Source organism: Niastella koreensis GR20-10 (assembly GCF_000246855.1).
Lineage (GTDB): Bacteria > Bacteroidota > Bacteroidia > Chitinophagales > Chitinophagaceae > Niastella > Niastella koreensis.
In genome coordinates this window covers 3,544,030-3,560,455 of record NC_016609.1, presented here as the reverse complement: position 1 = coordinate 3,560,455, position 16,426 = coordinate 3,544,030, and the positions used below count along the sequence as shown (strand labels likewise).

Annotated in this window: 12 protein-coding genes; 7 read left to right on the top strand and 5 right to left on the bottom strand. The window is 48.4% G+C overall.

Annotated features, from left to right (window positions below):
• From NIAKO_RS13960 to NIAKO_RS13950, 3 genes are all read right to left on the bottom strand, one after another.
• Nucleotides 1-1,719 carry an IlvD/Edd family dehydratase gene (locus NIAKO_RS13960; RefSeq protein WP_014219091.1) on the bottom strand — a complete coding sequence of 573 codons (1,719 nt, stop codon included), beginning with the start codon at nucleotides 1,717-1,719 and terminating at the stop codon, nucleotides 1-3.
• 66 nt (nucleotides 1,720-1,785) lie between these two features.
• The gene (locus tag NIAKO_RS13955; RefSeq protein ID WP_014219090.1) at nucleotides 1,786-3,327 is read right to left on the bottom strand and encodes a SusD/RagB family nutrient-binding outer membrane lipoprotein; all 1,542 of its coding nucleotides are present in this window, start codon (nucleotides 3,325-3,327) and stop codon (nucleotides 1,786-1,788) included.
• Nucleotides 3,328-3,338: 11 nt separating this feature from the next.
• Nucleotides 3,339-6,509: a SusC/RagA family TonB-linked outer membrane protein gene (locus NIAKO_RS13950; RefSeq protein ID WP_014219089.1), complete on the bottom strand. Its 3,171-nt coding sequence runs from the start codon at nucleotides 6,507-6,509 to the stop codon at nucleotides 3,339-3,341.
• A gap of 177 nt (nucleotides 6,510-6,686) precedes the next feature.
• On the opposite strand from NIAKO_RS13950, the gene NIAKO_RS13945 reads away from it, so the two are divergent.
• The 7 genes from NIAKO_RS13945 to NIAKO_RS13915 all read left to right on the top strand — a co-directional run bounded on the left by NIAKO_RS13945 (nucleotide 6,687) and on the right by NIAKO_RS13915 (nucleotide 15,230).
• Entirely contained in the window at nucleotides 6,687-7,574 is an 888-nt protein-coding gene (locus NIAKO_RS13945; protein WP_014219088.1) for an AraC family transcriptional regulator, read from the top strand.
• Nucleotides 7,575-7,585: 11 nt separating this feature from the next.
• Nucleotides 7,586-9,169: a gluconokinase gene (locus NIAKO_RS13940; protein ID WP_014219087.1), complete on the top strand. Its 1,584-nt coding sequence runs from the start codon at nucleotides 7,586-7,588 to the stop codon at nucleotides 9,167-9,169.
• Between the two features lie 112 nt (nucleotides 9,170-9,281).
• Nucleotides 9,282-10,205 carry an RraA family protein gene (locus tag NIAKO_RS13935; protein WP_014219086.1) on the top strand — a complete coding sequence of 308 codons (924 nt, stop codon included), beginning with the start codon at nucleotides 9,282-9,284 and terminating at the stop codon, nucleotides 10,203-10,205.
• A gap of 60 nt (nucleotides 10,206-10,265) precedes the next feature.
• Entirely contained in the window at nucleotides 10,266-11,741 is a 1,476-nt protein-coding gene (locus NIAKO_RS13930; protein WP_014219085.1) for a mandelate racemase/muconate lactonizing enzyme family protein, read from the top strand.
• A gap of 31 nt (nucleotides 11,742-11,772) precedes the next feature.
• The gene (locus NIAKO_RS13925; RefSeq protein ID WP_014219084.1) at nucleotides 11,773-12,735 is read left to right on the top strand and encodes a bile acid:sodium symporter family protein; all 963 of its coding nucleotides are present in this window, start codon (nucleotides 11,773-11,775) and stop codon (nucleotides 12,733-12,735) included.
• 95 nt (nucleotides 12,736-12,830) lie between these two features.
• Nucleotides 12,831-13,766, top strand: a complete 936-nt coding sequence (locus NIAKO_RS13920; protein ID WP_014219083.1) for an RraA family protein — start codon at nucleotides 12,831-12,833, stop codon at nucleotides 13,764-13,766.
• A 192-nt stretch (nucleotides 13,767-13,958) separates the two neighbouring features.
• On the top strand, nucleotides 13,959-15,230 hold the full coding sequence (locus NIAKO_RS13915) for a mandelate racemase/muconate lactonizing enzyme family protein (RefSeq protein ID WP_014219082.1): 1,272 nt from the start codon (nucleotides 13,959-13,961) through the stop codon (nucleotides 15,228-15,230).
• 182 nt (nucleotides 15,231-15,412) lie between these two features.
• On the opposite strand, the gene NIAKO_RS13910 is transcribed toward NIAKO_RS13915, so the two are convergent.
• Nucleotides 15,413-15,739, bottom strand: a complete 327-nt coding sequence (locus NIAKO_RS13910) for a DMT family transporter (protein ID WP_014219081.1) — start codon at nucleotides 15,737-15,739, stop codon at nucleotides 15,413-15,415.
• A 76-nt stretch (nucleotides 15,740-15,815) separates the two neighbouring features.
• Nucleotides 15,816-16,379, bottom strand: a complete 564-nt coding sequence (locus NIAKO_RS13905) for a Crp/Fnr family transcriptional regulator (protein ID WP_014219080.1) — start codon at nucleotides 16,377-16,379, stop codon at nucleotides 15,816-15,818.
• Between the last annotated feature and the right edge of the window lie 47 nt (nucleotides 16,380-16,426).

Here is a 16,426-nt window from a genome sequence, read left to right as displayed (position 1 = left end):
TTAATGCAAATCCCTCACCACTTCATCGCCACTGCCACCGCGTAACACATCCAGGTCGGCGCCAAGGTGCGCCTGCTGCACATGATCTATATAAAACTTTACATAGCCACGCGTTGCCATAGGCGCTGGTTGTTGCCAGCGTGCTTTGCGGGCAGCGAGTTCTTCGTCGGGCACATCCAGGTGCAATTTCCTGGCCGTTACATCCAATTCTATCATGTCGCCATTTTGCACCAGGGCCAGCACGCCACCTATAGAAGACTCGGGCGATACATGCAATACTACCGTGCCGCCCGCGGTGCCGCTCATGCGCCCGTCTGAAATACGCACCATATCTTTGATGCCTTTTTGCAACAGCTTCATGGGCAGGTCAACATTGCCTACTTCGGGCATGCCGGGATAACCTACAGGCCCAACACCTTTTAACACGATCACACAATGTTCGTCAATGTCCAGGCCGGGATCGTCAATACGGGCATGATAGTCCTCGATGTTCTCAAATACTACGGCCCGGCCCCGGTGTTTTAATAAATGCGGGGACGCTGCCGATGGTTTTATAATGGCGCCGTTTGCGCATAAATTGCCTTTCAGTACCGCCATGCCTGCTGATTGCTGAAGCGGCTGTTGGGCAGTGGCGATCACCTCTGTATTGTAGCAGGGGGAAACGGCGCAATTGTCGCTGATGCTTTTGCCGTTTACGGTTAGGGCATTGTTGTGCAGGTACGATTGCATTTCCCGGATGATCACCGGCAAACCACCGGCATAATAAAAATCTTCCATCAGGTATTTGCCCGATGGTTTCAGGTTCAATAACAAGGGCACTTTACTGCCAATGGCGTCAAAATCTTCCAGGGTCAACGGAACGCCGATGCGGCCGGCGATGGCCAGCAGATGAATAATGAAATTGCTGGATCCGCCAATAGCCGAGTTAACAACAATGGCATTTTCAAAAGCGGCACGGGTTAGGATGCGCGATATTTTCAGGTCTTCTTTTACCATTTCAACAATGCGGCGGCCGCTCAGTTGCGCGAATTGTTTTTTACGGGCGTCTACGGCGGGAATGGCTGCCATGCCGGGTAAGGTTAACCCCAGCGCTTCGGCCATGCAGGCCATGGAACTGGCGGTGCCCATAGTCATGCAATGACCCTGGCTACGGGCAACGCCGGTTTCCACTTCATGTATATCCTGTTCGGTATAATTTTCAACGCCTTGTTTTTCTTTGATGAGCCAGTTAAAGGAACCGCTGCCGATGCATTCCCCGCGAAAGCGGCCATTCAGCATGGGACCACCGGGCACTACAATAGTGGGCAGGTCCACACTACAGGCGCCCATGATGGTAGAGGGAGTGGTTTTGTCGCACCCGGTGAGCAACACAACGCCATCGATCGGGTTGGCGCGAATGGTTTCTTCCACATCCATACTGGCCAGGTTGCGGAACAACATGGTAGTAGGGCGCATCACGGTTTCGCCCAGCGATGTAACGGGAAACTCCAGCGGAAAACCGCCTGCTTCTATCACGCCGCGTTTTACTATCTCAGCCAGATCCCGCAGGTTGCTGTTACAGGGCGTAAGCTCACTCCAGGTATTACAAATACCGATCACGGGTTTGTTCACGAAATAATCGTCAGGATACCCCTGCGTACGAAACCATGACCGGTGTACAAAACCCATCTTGTCCGATCGGCCGAACCAATCGCTGCTTCTTAATTTACGGTTGCTCATGATTATTCTTTATAATATTTCGTTGTATACAGCGCAAGCGGAAATAATGAATATTGAATGTCCGGTTTAAGGCTTATCCCACCAAACTCTCGTACTCAACTTATCCGCTCCTTGTCTGCCAATAGCTTCATTCACATTATCCGTATTTACGCTCAGTTCAGAAGTAGGATAGGTGAGTCGCCTGATAAAAGTGCCATTGGGTACATCAGGATTACTGGGCTGGCCATACGGATTGGGCGTCAATGCCGGAAAGCCACTGCGTCTAAAGTTAGCAAAAGCTTCAGGGCCGTTCAAAAAGGATGCGATCCAGTATTGGGTATTGATCTGTTGCAGCTCTGTGCCGGCAACGAGTGGGTTAGCAGTTACGTATACATCCCGGGCCGTGGCGGAAATGGCGGAATTGGCGTCGTATGCCGCCATTTGATCCATATGCGCTTTTATGCCGTCGGCAAAATACTGGGCGGCGGTACCTGAAGTTATCCAGCCGCGAAATCTCGCTTCGGCCAATAGCAGGTTGGTTTGCGCCGCGGTTACCAGGAACACAGGTGACGATACTTTCAGGATCCGGCGCCGGTCTGCCTGGCTGTAATCATAAAAGCTGGCCAGGCCGTCGGCAGTGGCCTGCGCTACAATAGTGCCATTGTCATATCCCATGGGCATCCCGATCTGTTTGGTGGGGTCGGTACTGCCAACCGCTACCGTTTGTCCTGCGCCGCTTTTGGCGCCAACATAACGAATGGCAATGGCCTGCAGACGCGGGTCATTGGTGTTCTTTAACTGGTCAACAAAAGGTTTGGTAAGGTAAAAGTTGGCAGCTTCGCCACCATTAAGCGTAGCGCCGATGGGTTGATTAAAATTGGCGTCATGGCGAATAAAGGCATTGTCGGCATTGGCGGTTATGACGCCGCCGGCTACAGCCGCCTGCACGGTGCTTTGCGCTTTGGCCGGATCGATCTTGCTCAACCGCATGCCGGCGCGCAGCAACAGGGAGTAAGCAAATTTTTTCCATTGGGCCACATTACCTGCATACAACATATCACCGGTTTCAATAGTGCTGCTGGTAGTTAATGCCGCAGCGGCGTCGGTCAGCTCCTGGATGAGCTTGGGGTATATATCCTGCTGGCGATCGTATTTAGGAAAGTTGATGTGTTGCGCATAACCGGCGCCCCCTTCTGTATAGGGAATTTCACCAAACTCATCGGTCAATATCATAAACACATACGACTGGTAAATGCGCGCCATATTGTACATATTGGTGCGGGTGCTAAGGTCTTTTGATTTTGCAATGGCATCGTAGGTATTCTTGATCACGCTTTGATAATAGGCCGTCCACAAAGGCTGGGTAGTAACATCGCGGCTGTCCTGGTTAAAATTGGCGCCGGCCAGCACGCCGCCATTGGGCGTTATCATTTGTTGAACGATGCCAATATCGAACACCAGCGATTTTACCGGGAAGCTGGTATTGATGATCGCCTGGTTCAGCAGCAGTGCCGGATCGAGCGTGGTGCTGTTGGTATTGTTTACATTCAGCTCCGACAGGTTCTTATCACACGAAGAAGTGAAATACAATAAAGAGAAAGCCAATATATAGTTTGCAATCTTTTTCATGACAATAGGTGTTAGAATTTAATGTTCAAATTCAGGCCAAGGCTGCGGGTGGTGGGCAAACCGGGTGATTCCAAACCTACCTGGTTATCGGAACCAAACCCGAATGTTTCAGGATCGATATTATCAACCCATTTCTTTATCAGCAACACATTATTGGCTACCAGGTCAAGCTTCAGTCCTTTTATAGGCCATTTGGTAGGCACATGTTTAGTGAAATCATATCCTACCGAGATCTGGCGAAGCTTCCAATAGCCCCCATTATAGACCACCGGTTCTATGATTTGTTGTGAACGCAGGTGTTCCCAATAGGTTTGAACAGGCGTTACGGCACTGTTGGGATTGCCACTGGCATTAACACCTTTGCCTGTTACCCCGCCTTCACGTCCTTCGAGTGTCATTTTGTGTAAGCCATGCCGTACGGCATTGAAGTTGGTGCCGGAGAGCATTTTATTACCCAGTTTGTAATCTATTAATACCGTAAAGTTGATGCCCTTGTAATTCACCGTATTCAGAAAACCGCCTACCCATTTTGGCAGGGCGCTGCCAAACAACACAAAATCGGCTGTGCGCTGTGGTACTCCGTTACTCTGAAATATTTGCTGGCCTTTAGCATCCCGTGCATATCCGTAACCGGCGATCTGGCCCATTTCCTGGCCCACCACATGCCTGGTTTCTCCATTGAACACGTGCGTTCCGGTAGTGATGCGTTCTCCGGGTTTGTCGGTAATAATGCTCAGTACCCTGGTGATGTTGTAAGAAGTATTGGCCGTAAATTCCCAGGTGGTATTTACCGTTCTAACCGGAACCAGGTTCAGCATGGCTTCAAATCCATAGTTCCTGCTTTTACCACTGTTGATGGGCGTATTAAGATACCCCGATGCATCTGAGATCTGTACCAGCACGATCTGGTCTTTGGTGATCTTACGATAAGCAGCCAGGTCAACATTGACCCGGTTGTTGAACATGCGCATTTCAAGCCCTACTTCGGTTTCGGCTACGCGGCTCGGTTTCAGATTGGGATTGGGTAATGTAGTACCGGTAGCATTATTACTGATATTGCTGGTACCAACCGGTACCTGCTGTCCATTGGGGTTGCTTACGAAATTAGCATTGGGCGTATAGAATAACTGGTTTGAATAGGGCGCCACATCGCCATCGCTGCCTACCTCGGCATAACCCAGGCGCAGTTTTCCAAAATTCAACCAGTTCACATTTTGCAGGTGTTCAGAGAAAACATAACTGCCCGAAACAGATGGGTACAAAATACTTCTGTTAGCCGGCGCCAGCGTGCTGAACCAGTCGTTACGCACGGTACCGGTAAGGTAGAAGGTTTGTTTGAAGTTCAATTCGGCTGAACTATATAATGAATTAACGCCTTGTTCAATACGTGTGTACACGGGGTCTTTGCCGCGGCCGTTCTGCACCGTGTAAATACCACGGGTGATGAAATCGGTGACCACCACATTGTTGATGTCGGACCGTTTGCGCATGCGGTTGCCGCCGGCATTCAGGTTAATGCCCACAGTCCCGAAAGTTTTATTGGCGTTCACCAGGAAATCGAGGTTGGTTTCGCGAAAGCGCCGGGATTCCTGGGTGTATACACCGTTTACAAAGCCGGGCAACGCAGCTGCGCGGGATGCCTGTCCGGTAGGGAAGTTGTTTACATCTTCATCGCGCGACCAGTAATCCTGCCCAAAGCGGCCCTGCACGTTTAACCATGACAGCAAATTATATTTCAGCGTTACGTTGCCGAAGATGCGGTCGCGTTTGATATTGTGAAATTGTTCAGCCAATACCCAATAAGGGTTGGTGCGGTTGGTGAACCTCGACCAGTTGTATTCATTGCCTTGTGCATTGTATTTGTTTTCATTAAGCACACTCAACGGCATGGAGGTCGACAACGCCATCAGCGTGGTAGGAATGGAGTTGTCCTGGTTGGCAATGTTTGGTGGATTACTATTGATCTCCCGCGAATAATTGATATTGCCCGACAGGGTGAGCTGGTCAGAGAGGTTATAACTATAACCCAGGTTCATCGATTTGCGATTGAACGTATTATTGGGCATGATGCCGTTGTTCTGGGTATTGTTGAGCGAGAGGCGCATCCCGCCTTTGTCGTTACTGCTTTCAAAAGCGAGGGTGTTGGCAATATTCTGGCCATGCCGGTAGAAAGCCTTGATGCGGCTGCCCTGTGGTTCGTAGGGAACGGTGAGGTTATTGAACAGGATCTGCGTCATGCCGGGAGCGAATTTTTCGCCAAACGACCATTCGCCCGAAGTAGGGTCGGGGGTGGTGGGGCGAACGCCATTCTCCCCCTGACCGTACTGATTTTGATAATCAGTATAATCAAGCGGGGTATCGTTGGTATAATTAAGGTTATAAGTTACACCAATACCTTTTGTTTTGCCTTTCGTTTTTGTGGTGATCATGATTACCCCATCTTTGGCGCGGGAACCGTACAGGGCCGATGCGGGCGCTCCTTTGAGGATGGTCATGCTTTCAATATCATCGGGGTTAATGCTCGACAAGCCATCACCGCCATCTGCATACACACCGCCGCCTTTTACCTGGATGGTGTTGTCGTTGAAGTTGGTGTTGTCAACCGGTACGCCATTGATAACGATCAGCGGGTTGTTTTGCCCGGAAATAGACGACTGACCCCGGATGCGGATCTTTGAACTGCCGCCCGGCCCGGTACCTAACGATGAAATATTTACCCCGGCTACTTTTCCCTGTAAGGCATTCATGACATTGCTGGTACGGTTCACACTCAGTTCTTCGGGTTTAACACTGGTGGCGGAAAAGCCTAAACTCCGGGCCTGCTTTTTAATGCCCAGCGCTGTTACGATCACTTCGCCCAGGTTCTGGTTATCGAACGCAAGTGAAATGTTGATAACGGTGCGGCCATCAATGGCTACTTCCGTATTTTTATAGCCAACTGCAGAAAAAATGAGGGTGCCATTGGCCGGGGCTGCAACGGAGTATTTGCCATTGTTGTCGGAGGTAGTGCCAATGGATGACCCCTTTATCATTATGGACACCCGTGACAACTTTGCACCTTTTTCATCAGACACTGTTCCTGTAACGGTTTGAGCATGGGTAACGGAAAGGATTAAATGAAAAACGCAGAGCAGCCATAACCCTGCATAACGGGGTGGCCTTCCGTGGGAGTAATTTTTCATACCGGCAAGTTGTTTTGGTGAGTAATCGTTGAAGGAACAAATTATCCGGTATTACGGGTAAAAACTTCCAAAATAAAACAGTGTTGAATTTTGTACATTCAGGAACAAGAAATTCCTTTATTTTATACATGCTTCTGAAAGAAGCAGATTGCGCCAAAGCTAAGTACATAAAGCCATATGAATCAATTCGTGCTACAACATGGTAGATCGGCAGAACTGCTTTTGTTCCCGCATATCCAGGAGCTGGGCATAAAAAAGAATGGCTCTATACAGCTCAACGCATTTTCCACCACCATCACTGAAGGGTTACGCATATATTATATAATAGAAGGGCGGTTCGAATGGCGCATCAATCATCAGTCCTATATATATTATCCCGGCGACGTAGCGCTGATTTTGCCCGGTACACCATTTGGCAGCGACAATGGCGTGCTGGAGATCGGCTCTTTTACCTGGATCCAACTGGCCCTGCATGGGCTCGATAAAGGTAATTTACAGCCCGGTAAATGGAGCGGCCTGAGCGAAAGCGAGGCGGCGGCCATTGGAAAGACCTTGTTGTTGAATAGCTTGCCGGTTTTGTCGCGCTTCAACGAAGTGGGTAAGATCCTTAAATGCATCCATGCCGAATTGTTTGGTAATGAAGTAGGGTATCAGGCCAGCATCAATCACCTGTTGGATGAGCTGCTGATAAAGGTGGCGCGTCAAATGACCAAACAAAGCCATGCCAACCGCGACTTCCCAAAAACTTTTATGCACCTGGAAGAGGTGTTGCGCCAGGACCTGGCGCATCAATGGACTGTAGAGGAAATGGCTGCCCTGGTGGGTATGGGTACCACCATGTTTACGGAAAAAGTTAAAAGCTATTCCGGTTTTTCGCCCATCAATTATCTGATCAATATCCGTATTTCCGAAGCTATTAAGTTATTAAAACGGCCGGATGTTTCGGTGACCGACATCGCGCTGGATACGGGGTTCTATTCATCGCAACATTTTTCCACCACGTTTAAAAAGCTGACCGGCTACCGGCCCAGTGAGTTCAGAAAAAATCATTTGCGTAATAAATAACTATAATAAACATGAAATGCATCATTACAATTGAGTTAGGAACAAATGGGGTGCGGGTGTTTGCCTTCAACCTCAGCGGCCGCGTCATCGGTTCGATGAAGGGCTATTTTCCTACATTTCATACAGAACCCGACCACAGTGAGCAGGACCCGGAACAGATATTTATTACCACCCTGTATGTACTGAAGAATTTACTGAATGAATTTATCCATCCGAAAAAATATACGGTTGGCTGCATTTGTTTCAGCGCCTCCATGCACAGCGTGTTGGCGGTTGATAAATACGGCAATCCGCTGGGCAATGCCATTACCTGGGCCGATAACCGGGCCAAAAAGGAAGCACAGGAGTTGCGTTCCTCGGCGTTGGGCAAAAGCCTGTATGCGGCTACGGGTACGCCCATTCATCCCATGTCGCCCCTGGTAAAAATAGCGTGGATGAAAAACCGTGATAAAGAACGTTTCCGGCAGGCCAGCAAGTTCCTGTCGATAAAAAGCTATATCATTCATCAGCTCACCGGTGAGTATAAAATGGATTACAGCATTGCCTCCGCCACCGGGTTGTTGAATATTCATACGGTTACCTGGGAAGCCGATGCCCTGCAATATGCGGGTATTACCGCTGCGCGATTGCCTGAAGTGGCGCCGGTATTCACTTCGGCCGGCAAATTGAAAAAAGCCTTCCAGCAATCGTTGCGCCTGCCGGCTGATACAAAGATCTTATTAGGTTCCAGCGATGGTTGTTTGGCCACCCTGGGCGATGGGGTGAAGGGAGTTGGAAAAGCTACTATTACTATAGAAGATAGTGGCGCAGTACGCGTAATGGGCCCCACTGTGCTGAAGGATGAACAAATGCGTTTCTTCAATTACCTGCTTACCGATGATTGCTACGTTTCCGGCGGCCCTACCAATAACGGCGGCAATATTTTTGAATGGTTCAGCCGGCAGTTTGGAGAGTTTACCAATCCCTTTGATATGGAGAACAGTTTGCAACAACTGATTGAAGAAGCATCCAAGGTGCCACGTGGATCGGATGGGTTACTGTTTCTGCCATATTTACTGGGTGAACGTGCGCCTATCTGGAACGCCAATGCGCGGGGCATGTATTTTGGCCTGAACATCAAACACGAACGCAACCATTTTATCCGCGCTACCATTGAAGGCATCCTGTACGAAATCTACAGCATTGGTAAAACGCTGGGTGAACAACGGAATATAAAAAGCTTATCTGTAAATGGCAGCTTTGGCACCATTCCTTTCTGCACCCAAATGATTGCCGATATGTTTAATAAACCGGTACGGGTTCGCCAGCAATACCACAGCGTAAGTTTTGGCGCCTATTTATTAAGCGCTACCGAAATGGGGATTTATAAATCCCTGGATGATGCGGCGCAAACCGTTGAATTACCCGATGTATATAAACCGAATAAACAACAGCATGCGGTGTATGCGGATTACTTTTCTATATACGAAAAGCTCAGCGTGAAATTGGCTGACGAATTTGAAACGATCAGTGATTTACAACAGAAGCATGCTGCTGTAGAAGAGCCCGTGAAGAAAGGCAAAGGGCAAAGGGCAAAGGGCAAAGGGCGGAGATAGGTTGAAAGAGTTGACGGAGGTGATAGGGTTGATATTGGAAGGAGAAGCGAGACTCGAATATCGGAAACCCACTCACTACTCACTACTGACCACTCACTAAAAAGGCTACTATATGAAAAAGAATTACTTGTTATTACTGCTGTTGCAGCTTTGTACAACAGTGCATGCCCAACAGATAACTCCCACTCCCGATCAGATCAAAGCAATAACGCCAGAATGGAAAGGCGAACGGTCTGCCGATGGACGGCCACATGTATCTGACAAATTACTTCAACGGCTGAAGGCCGTGCATCTTGAAGAAGCCTGGGGCATTTTACGCAACAAAGGATATATGAACCAGTTCGAGGGCGACTGGATGGTGCTGGATAAAGACTCCGCCATGACAGGCCGCGCGGTAACCGCCCAATACTGGCCCATGCGCCCTGATGTAGATAAACTGGTAAAAGATAAAGGAAAAGCCGAAGGCCGGATAGGCGCACCCAACTCATGGCCGATTGATGTATTAAAGAACGGCGATATCTATGTGGCCGATAGTTATGGCAAAGTGGTAGATGGAACGTTGATAGGCGATAACCTGGGCAACGCTATTTACGCCAAATCCGGCCGTGGGGTCGTTTTTTATGGTTCGGTACGCGATATGGAAGGATTGGAGGAAATAAAAGGTTTCAACGCCTGGATCAAGGGCTATGATCCTTCCTACATCCAGCAAATGATGCTGGGTGGCATTAATGTACCTGTGCGCATAGGCCGTGCTACCGTATTACCCGGTGATGCCATACTGGCGAAGAAGGGCGGGGTGGTATTTATTCCTGCGCACCTGTTGGAAGAAGTAGTATTGAATGCGGAGTTTATTTCCCTGCGCGATCAGTTTGGCCACCAACGTTTACGCGAAGGCAAATACACCCCGGGGCAAATAGATACCCAGTGGACCGATGCCATTAAACAGGATTTCCTGAAATGGCTCGACTCAAATGCTGATAAGCTGCCGATGACAAGACAGGAGCTGGATCAGTTTATGAAAGATAGGACCTGGTAATTCGCCCGTTCATTTAAACAGAATATCTTCTATAAAACAATTAAACAAAAATATCCAACCATGACACCATCTCAACGATTTTTTACCAAATTAGGGCTAAAGGACCCGCAGCCGGAAACGGAGCATAATCATAAAGAACTACCGCATAATAGCCGGCGTTCGTTTTTAAAGCGATCTACATTGGGCGGGATTGCGCTTGGTGGCGCCAGTGCTTTGTGGCCTATTGAAGAGATCCTGGCGAAAACCACGGAAAAGGTGAGCCGCTATTCAAACCCCAGCGAATTGAAGATCACCGATATGCGGTATTGCATCATCCAGAATGTAGGCCGCACGCCCATTATTCGCATCGATACCAACCAGGGCATCTATGGCCTGGGCGAAGTGCGCGATGGCGCCGATGAACGCTATGCCCTGATGTTGAAGAGCCGCATCCTGGGACAGAATCCATGCAACGTGGAGATGCTGTTTAAAACCATCCGCCAGTTTGGTGGAAATGCCCGGCAGGGGGGCGGCGTTTGTGCGGTTGAAATGGCCCTGTGGGACCTGTGTGGCAAAGCCTATAATGTACCGGTGTGGCAATTGCTGGGTGGCCGGTATCGCGATAAAGTAAGAATGTATGCCGATACGCCTGAGGCGCCCACCTTTGATGAGTTTAAAGCAAAGATCAAACATCGCCTCGAAGAACAGGGCATGACCTGGTTAAAAATGGATATTTCCATTGGCGAAGTAAAGAATAATGAAGGCGCGCTGGTGAACAGTAAATTCTGGGGCAGCAACCTGGCGCAATGGAATGGAGGCTATATGGATTACGCCAACACCAAACACCCTTTCACCGCTATCCAGATCACCGAAAAAGGATTGGATGGCATGGCGCAGATCGTAAGCGATGTACGCTCGGTAGTGGGCTATGAAATCCCTATTTCGAGTGACCATTACGGACACTTCGATCTGAACAACGCCATCCGCTGGGGTAAGAAGGTTGAACCCTTCCGACTGGCCTGGCTGGAAGATATGGTGCCCTGGGAGTTTACCGAACAATACAAAAAAATGGCCGATGCACTGGAAACTCCGGTACTAACGGGGGAGGACATTTACCTGCTCAACGGGTTCAAACCACTGATCGATGCCGGCGCTGTTGACATCGTACATCCTGATCTGGCTACAGCGGGCGGCATCCTGGAAACAAAACGTATTGGAGATTATGCGGAAGAAAAAGGCGTGGCCATGGCTATGCATTTTGCAGGAAGTCCGGTTTCGTTTATGGCCAATGTGCATTGCGCGGCTGCCACGCAGAACTTCCTGGCGCTGGAGCATCACTCCCTCGATAATGAATGGTGGGCAGGACTGGTAAAAACTACCGATGGCCGCAAGCTGTTTGAAAAGGGTTATGCGAACGTACCGCTTATGACACCTGGTTTGGGGATAGAACTGGTGGAAGAAGAGATCAAAAAACATTTGATCCCCACCAATAAAACCTATTTCGCGCCAACGCCTGAATGGAATGATGTGCGTTCGCACGACAGGCTGTGGAGTTGACAAATCATTCGCAACATCAATACCTATTTCCATGAAAGGACATTCCTTTACCCTGGTGATCATTGCAGTAGTGAGTCTGGCTATGTGTTTCCCGCAGTATTTTAAAACCATTGGTGACTTTAAACTGTCGGCCCTCATTATTCCTTTGTTACAACTCATCATGTTCGGGATGGGAACAGAATTAAGTCTGAAAGATTTTGCCAATGTGGTGCGTATGCCGAAAGGTATCATCGTAGGTGTGGTGTGTCATTATGTAATTATGCCGCTGATAGGATTCTCGCTGGCCACGCTGTTCCACTTTCCCCCGGAGATTGCGGCTGGTATTATCCTGGTAGGTTGTTGCCCCAGTGGATTAGCCTCCAATGTAATGTGTTACCTGGCCAAGGGCAACCTGGCATTATCGGTATCGGTCACCACCATTTCAACCATGCTGGCGCCTTTTTTAACTCCATTGTTGATGCGTTTGCTGGGTGGCAGTTTTGTCGTTATCGACTTCTGGAGCATGGCCTGGGATATTACCAAGATCGTGATCATTCCCTGTACGGCCGGATTGTTATTTCATTACCTCGTTCGCGGAAGATTCAAATGGCTCGACAAAGCCATGCCGCTGGTATCCATGGCAGGTATTGCCCTGATCCTGGTTGTTATTACCGCGGCGGGTAGGGATAATCTTATTAAAGTTGGCATTCTGTTGCTGGCAGCTACTATCCTTCATAACGTGCTGGGGTATGTTCTGGGGTATTGGTCGGCCAGGTTGCTGCGGTTTCATGAACGCGATTGCCGCACCATCGCCCTGGAAGTGGGAATGCAAAATGCCGGGCTTGCATCGGGATTGGCACTCGCTATGGGCAAGTTATCTACCGCCGGCCTGGCGCCGGCCATCTTTGGACCGGTCATGAATGTGTCGGGGTCGTCATTAGCCAGTTATTGGAATACGCATGAGCCGGTTGATAGGGTTGACAAAGTTGATAGGGTTGACAAGTTAACAAGTTGACATATTAACAGGTTGAATAAAATCGCGAGGTTGTTTCCGATTGCCGATTTACGCGAATCCTTTCACGTTTGACGTTTCACGATTAAAGCTATTTTATGAAAAGGAATCTACTAATTATACTAACGCTACTTAACTTAACAGGCTACTCCCAACAGATCTCTCACGATCAGCTGATCGCCCTCACTCCCGAATGGAAAGGTGATCGCTTTGCAGATGGCAGACCTAAAGTACCCGACAGCATTCTCGATCGTATGAAGCTGGTGACGCTGGAAGAAGCCTGGGCCGTATTGCGCAATGAAAATTACAAACACCAGTATGATGGCGAATGGAAAACCATTAACCCTGACAGTGTGCTGGTGGGTCGCGCGGTCACTGCGATCTTTATGCCGGGCCGCCCCGATATTCACCGGGTGATAGACAAATTTGGCGTGCGCGATAAACGGGTGAAATCACAAAACTCCTGGCCTATCGATCTGCTGGTGAAACGCGATGTGTATGTGGTAGATCAGTTCGATGCCTATGAAGATGGTCCCACCATTGGTGATAACCTGGGCAATTCCATATTTGCAAAAACCGGGAATGGCATTGTATACGATGGCGCCATTCGCGACATAAAAGGCCTCAGGGAGATCGGGTCATTTACGTCATTCTTCCGTAGTTACCATCCTTCGCATCACCTGAACAATCCCGATGGCGAATTAAACACCACCCTGGTTGGCATCAATACACCCACACGCATTGGCAAAGCCACTGTGATGCCTGGTGATGTGGTGCTGGGGCGGGATGGCGGCGTGATCTTTATTCCGCCACACCTGGCCGAAAAAGTAGTAAAGACTTCCGAGATTGTGCGGCTGCGCGACCTGTTCGGGCATCAGCGGTTACGCGAAGGAAAATATACGCCGGGACAAATCGATAGCCGCTGGAGCGACGAGATAGAAAAGGATTTTTCCAAATGGCTCAATGAGCATATGAATGAGTTACCGGTTTCTAAAAGTCAGATCCAGGAGTTTCTAAAAGGCAGAACCTGGTAATGAGAAATGAAGCATTAAAAATGAGGAATGAGAAAGTAAAGACAAAATATTGAATATCGAATGTTGAATATTGAATGATGAAGGGAATACAGTTCCCGGTTTTCAATTTCCGATTACTTGTATTTGTATTCACTTCAACATTGGACATTCGATATTCAATATTCATTATTTCAAATGCATAAAACAAAAACAATGTCTAACTATAATTCAAGAAGATCATTTATAACCAAGGCTGCAATTGCCGCCGCAATGTCTCCTTTTGCAACCTTCGGGCAAGGGTATGAACAGGCGGTGGAACGAACGCCAAAAGCGTCGCCCCCGGCCAATTTAAAGATCACCGATATAAAGTGCGGGTATATCAAGGGTAGCCTGTTTGTAAAAATATACACCAACCAGGACATCTGGGGTTGTGGCGAGGGCGTGGATGCTATTCCCGGCACCTATCACCTGGTAAAGAATTTCGGGGAACGTATTAAAGGGAAAAGTCCGTTGAATGTGCACCGCCTGTTTGAAGACATCCGCAAATCCGGTTTTTTTCAGGGCGCCCAGGCCGGGATGTATGTGGCGGTTTTGTCGGCCATAGAAACCGCGTTGTGGGACCTGGCGGGTAAAGCCCTGCAGTTACCGGTGTATCAATTGCTGGGCGGTAAGTTCCGCGATAAAGTGCGGGTGTATTGCGACACAGCGCTGTATCAGCGGGACCTGCCTACTCCTGCTGATTTTGCCGAAGCCGCAAAGAAGGCAAAATCGATGGGTTTTAATGCCATCAAGTTCGATCTTGACCAGGCGAATGATCCTAATAAATACGACCGGTACAACTGGACGGCGAGTCCGGCCGAATTGCAGCGCATGTACGATCAGTTGTCTGCGGCCCGTGAAGCCGCAGGTCCCACCATCGATATCTGCGCCGATATGCATGGGCGGTATGATGCGGTGACGGGGCATGCCATTGCAAAAAGACTGGAACCATTGAACCTGATGTGGCTCGAAGAGCCGGTGCCTGCCGAGAATGTGGAAGCGTATAAACTCATCTCCGATTCAACCACCACACCTATTTGTGTAGGCGAGAACCAGTACCTGGCCTATGGGTTCAGAAGAATGCTGGAGATTGGCGCGGTTGATATCATTATGCCCGATCTGCAAAAATGTGGCGGGCTGGGTGAGGGGCAACGCATTGCCAACCTGGCCAGTTTATACTATGTGCCCTTTGCACCGCATATGGTGGCATCGTATCTGGGCGCCATGGCTTCGGCCCATGTTTGCGCTTCGGTGCCTAATTTCATGATCCTGGAATGGCAGTCTTATTTTCATACCGATCCCATGTTCAAAGAAATTGTGACGTATAATGGTGAATGGGTGAACAACAGTTTTATTACCGTATCGGAAAAGCCGGGTATTGGTGTAGAGATCAATGAAGCGGGAATGAAGAAGTATGCGTTACCGGGCATGCCGTTTTTTGAATAGAGTGGTTAATGCATGGCTATAAAAGAAGATCAGGCGCCACAGGGGCGCCTGATCTGTTTATGTATACTTCAAAGCTTTGGAAAATGCAAACGGTTATGAATACATGATAAGTTATGTCAGTTGTATATATTATAGCAAGTAATGTTTATTAGTGGCTGTGGTTATGCAGTTCCTGTAAAGTCTTAGTGTGATACGTATTTCAATCCAAATACTGAAGCAATTAAAGTAATGAGGAAGAACATCCGCCAGAAAGTAGCAGGTTCTTTAAAAATAAAGATGCCCATTAACATAGTGCCTGCCGCGCCAATACCGGTCCATACTGCATAAGCCGTACCCATGGGAATGGTTTTGGTTGCTTTCATCAACAGCATCATACTTACAGATAAGGCAATAAAAAATCCTGTGTACCATAAGGCAGATGTGCTGCCTGTTGTTTCCCTGGCTTTTCCCAAACAGGATGCAAACCCTACTTCCAGCAATCCTGCAATGATCAAAATAATAAAGTTCATATTATCCCTTTTTGTGTGCCACAAAGATCAGCGCTGGGCCCGGGAAAAAATTTTACAAATGATAAATAATAAGGAGTTACCTGATCTCGGCCCTGATGCGGCTCAGGCTTACCTGGGTGATGCCTAAATAGGAGGCGATATGACCTAAAGCTACCCGTTGCACCAGGTCAGGTGTTTCTTTTAATAATTCTTTGTACCGTTCTGTAGCAGTTCTGAATTGGCGGGAGATCAGTCTTTCTTCGATCCTTATCATTTCCTGTTCGGCAAACCGCCGTCCCCAGTTAGCTATGTGTATGTCTTCCAGGAAAAGTCTATGCAGATCGTTTGCATTTAGTTCATAGAATTCACAATCTTCCAGTAATTCTATGTTTTCATAGCCTTTTGTATTTTTAACGTAGCTATTCATTGAAATTACCGGCTCGCCTTCCTGCCCAAACCAGAACGTTACCTCATGATCTCCCTGGTGAGCATAGGCCCTTACCAATCCTTTCTTAAGAAAATAGAAGTTCATTTTGATCTTGTCTACCTGAAACAGAATATGTCCTTTGGAGTAGTTAACTTCTGTAATGTATGGTTTTATGGCTTGTTTCGATGCCGCCGGAAGTGGATGAATATTATCCAGGATCGCGTCAATTGTCATAACGTTAAAAATCACACAAATTATGCAATTTACAACTATAACTCAGG

Excerpts from the sequence above, each read along its gene's own strand:
- NIAKO_RS13960 (WP_014219091.1), bottom strand. The coding sequence starts at position 1,719 with ATGAGCAACCGTAAATTAAGAAGCAGCGATTGGTTCGGCCGATCGGAC.
- NIAKO_RS13955 (WP_014219090.1), bottom strand. The coding sequence starts at position 3,327 with ATGAAAAAGATTGCAAACTATATATTGGCTTTCTCTTTATTGTATTTC.
- NIAKO_RS13950 (WP_014219089.1), bottom strand. The coding sequence starts at position 6,509 with ATGAAAAATTACTCCCACGGAAGGCCACCCCGTTATGCAGGGTTATGG.
- NIAKO_RS13945 (WP_014219088.1), top strand. The coding sequence starts at position 6,687 with ATGAATCAATTCGTGCTACAACATGGTAGATCGGCAGAACTGCTTTTG.
- NIAKO_RS13940 (WP_014219087.1), top strand. The coding sequence starts at position 7,586 with ATGAAATGCATCATTACAATTGAGTTAGGAACAAATGGGGTGCGGGTG.
- NIAKO_RS13935 (WP_014219086.1), top strand. The coding sequence starts at position 9,282 with ATGAAAAAGAATTACTTGTTATTACTGCTGTTGCAGCTTTGTACAACA.
- NIAKO_RS13930 (WP_014219085.1), top strand. The coding sequence starts at position 10,266 with ATGACACCATCTCAACGATTTTTTACCAAATTAGGGCTAAAGGACCCG.
- NIAKO_RS13925 (WP_014219084.1), top strand. The coding sequence starts at position 11,773 with ATGAAAGGACATTCCTTTACCCTGGTGATCATTGCAGTAGTGAGTCTG.
- NIAKO_RS13920 (WP_014219083.1), top strand. The coding sequence starts at position 12,831 with ATGAAAAGGAATCTACTAATTATACTAACGCTACTTAACTTAACAGGC.
- NIAKO_RS13915 (WP_014219082.1), top strand. The coding sequence starts at position 13,959 with ATGTCTAACTATAATTCAAGAAGATCATTTATAACCAAGGCTGCAATT.
- NIAKO_RS13910 (WP_014219081.1), bottom strand. The coding sequence starts at position 15,739 with ATGAACTTTATTATTTTGATCATTGCAGGATTGCTGGAAGTAGGGTTT.
- NIAKO_RS13905 (WP_014219080.1), bottom strand. The coding sequence starts at position 16,379 with ATGACAATTGACGCGATCCTGGATAATATTCATCCACTTCCGGCGGCA.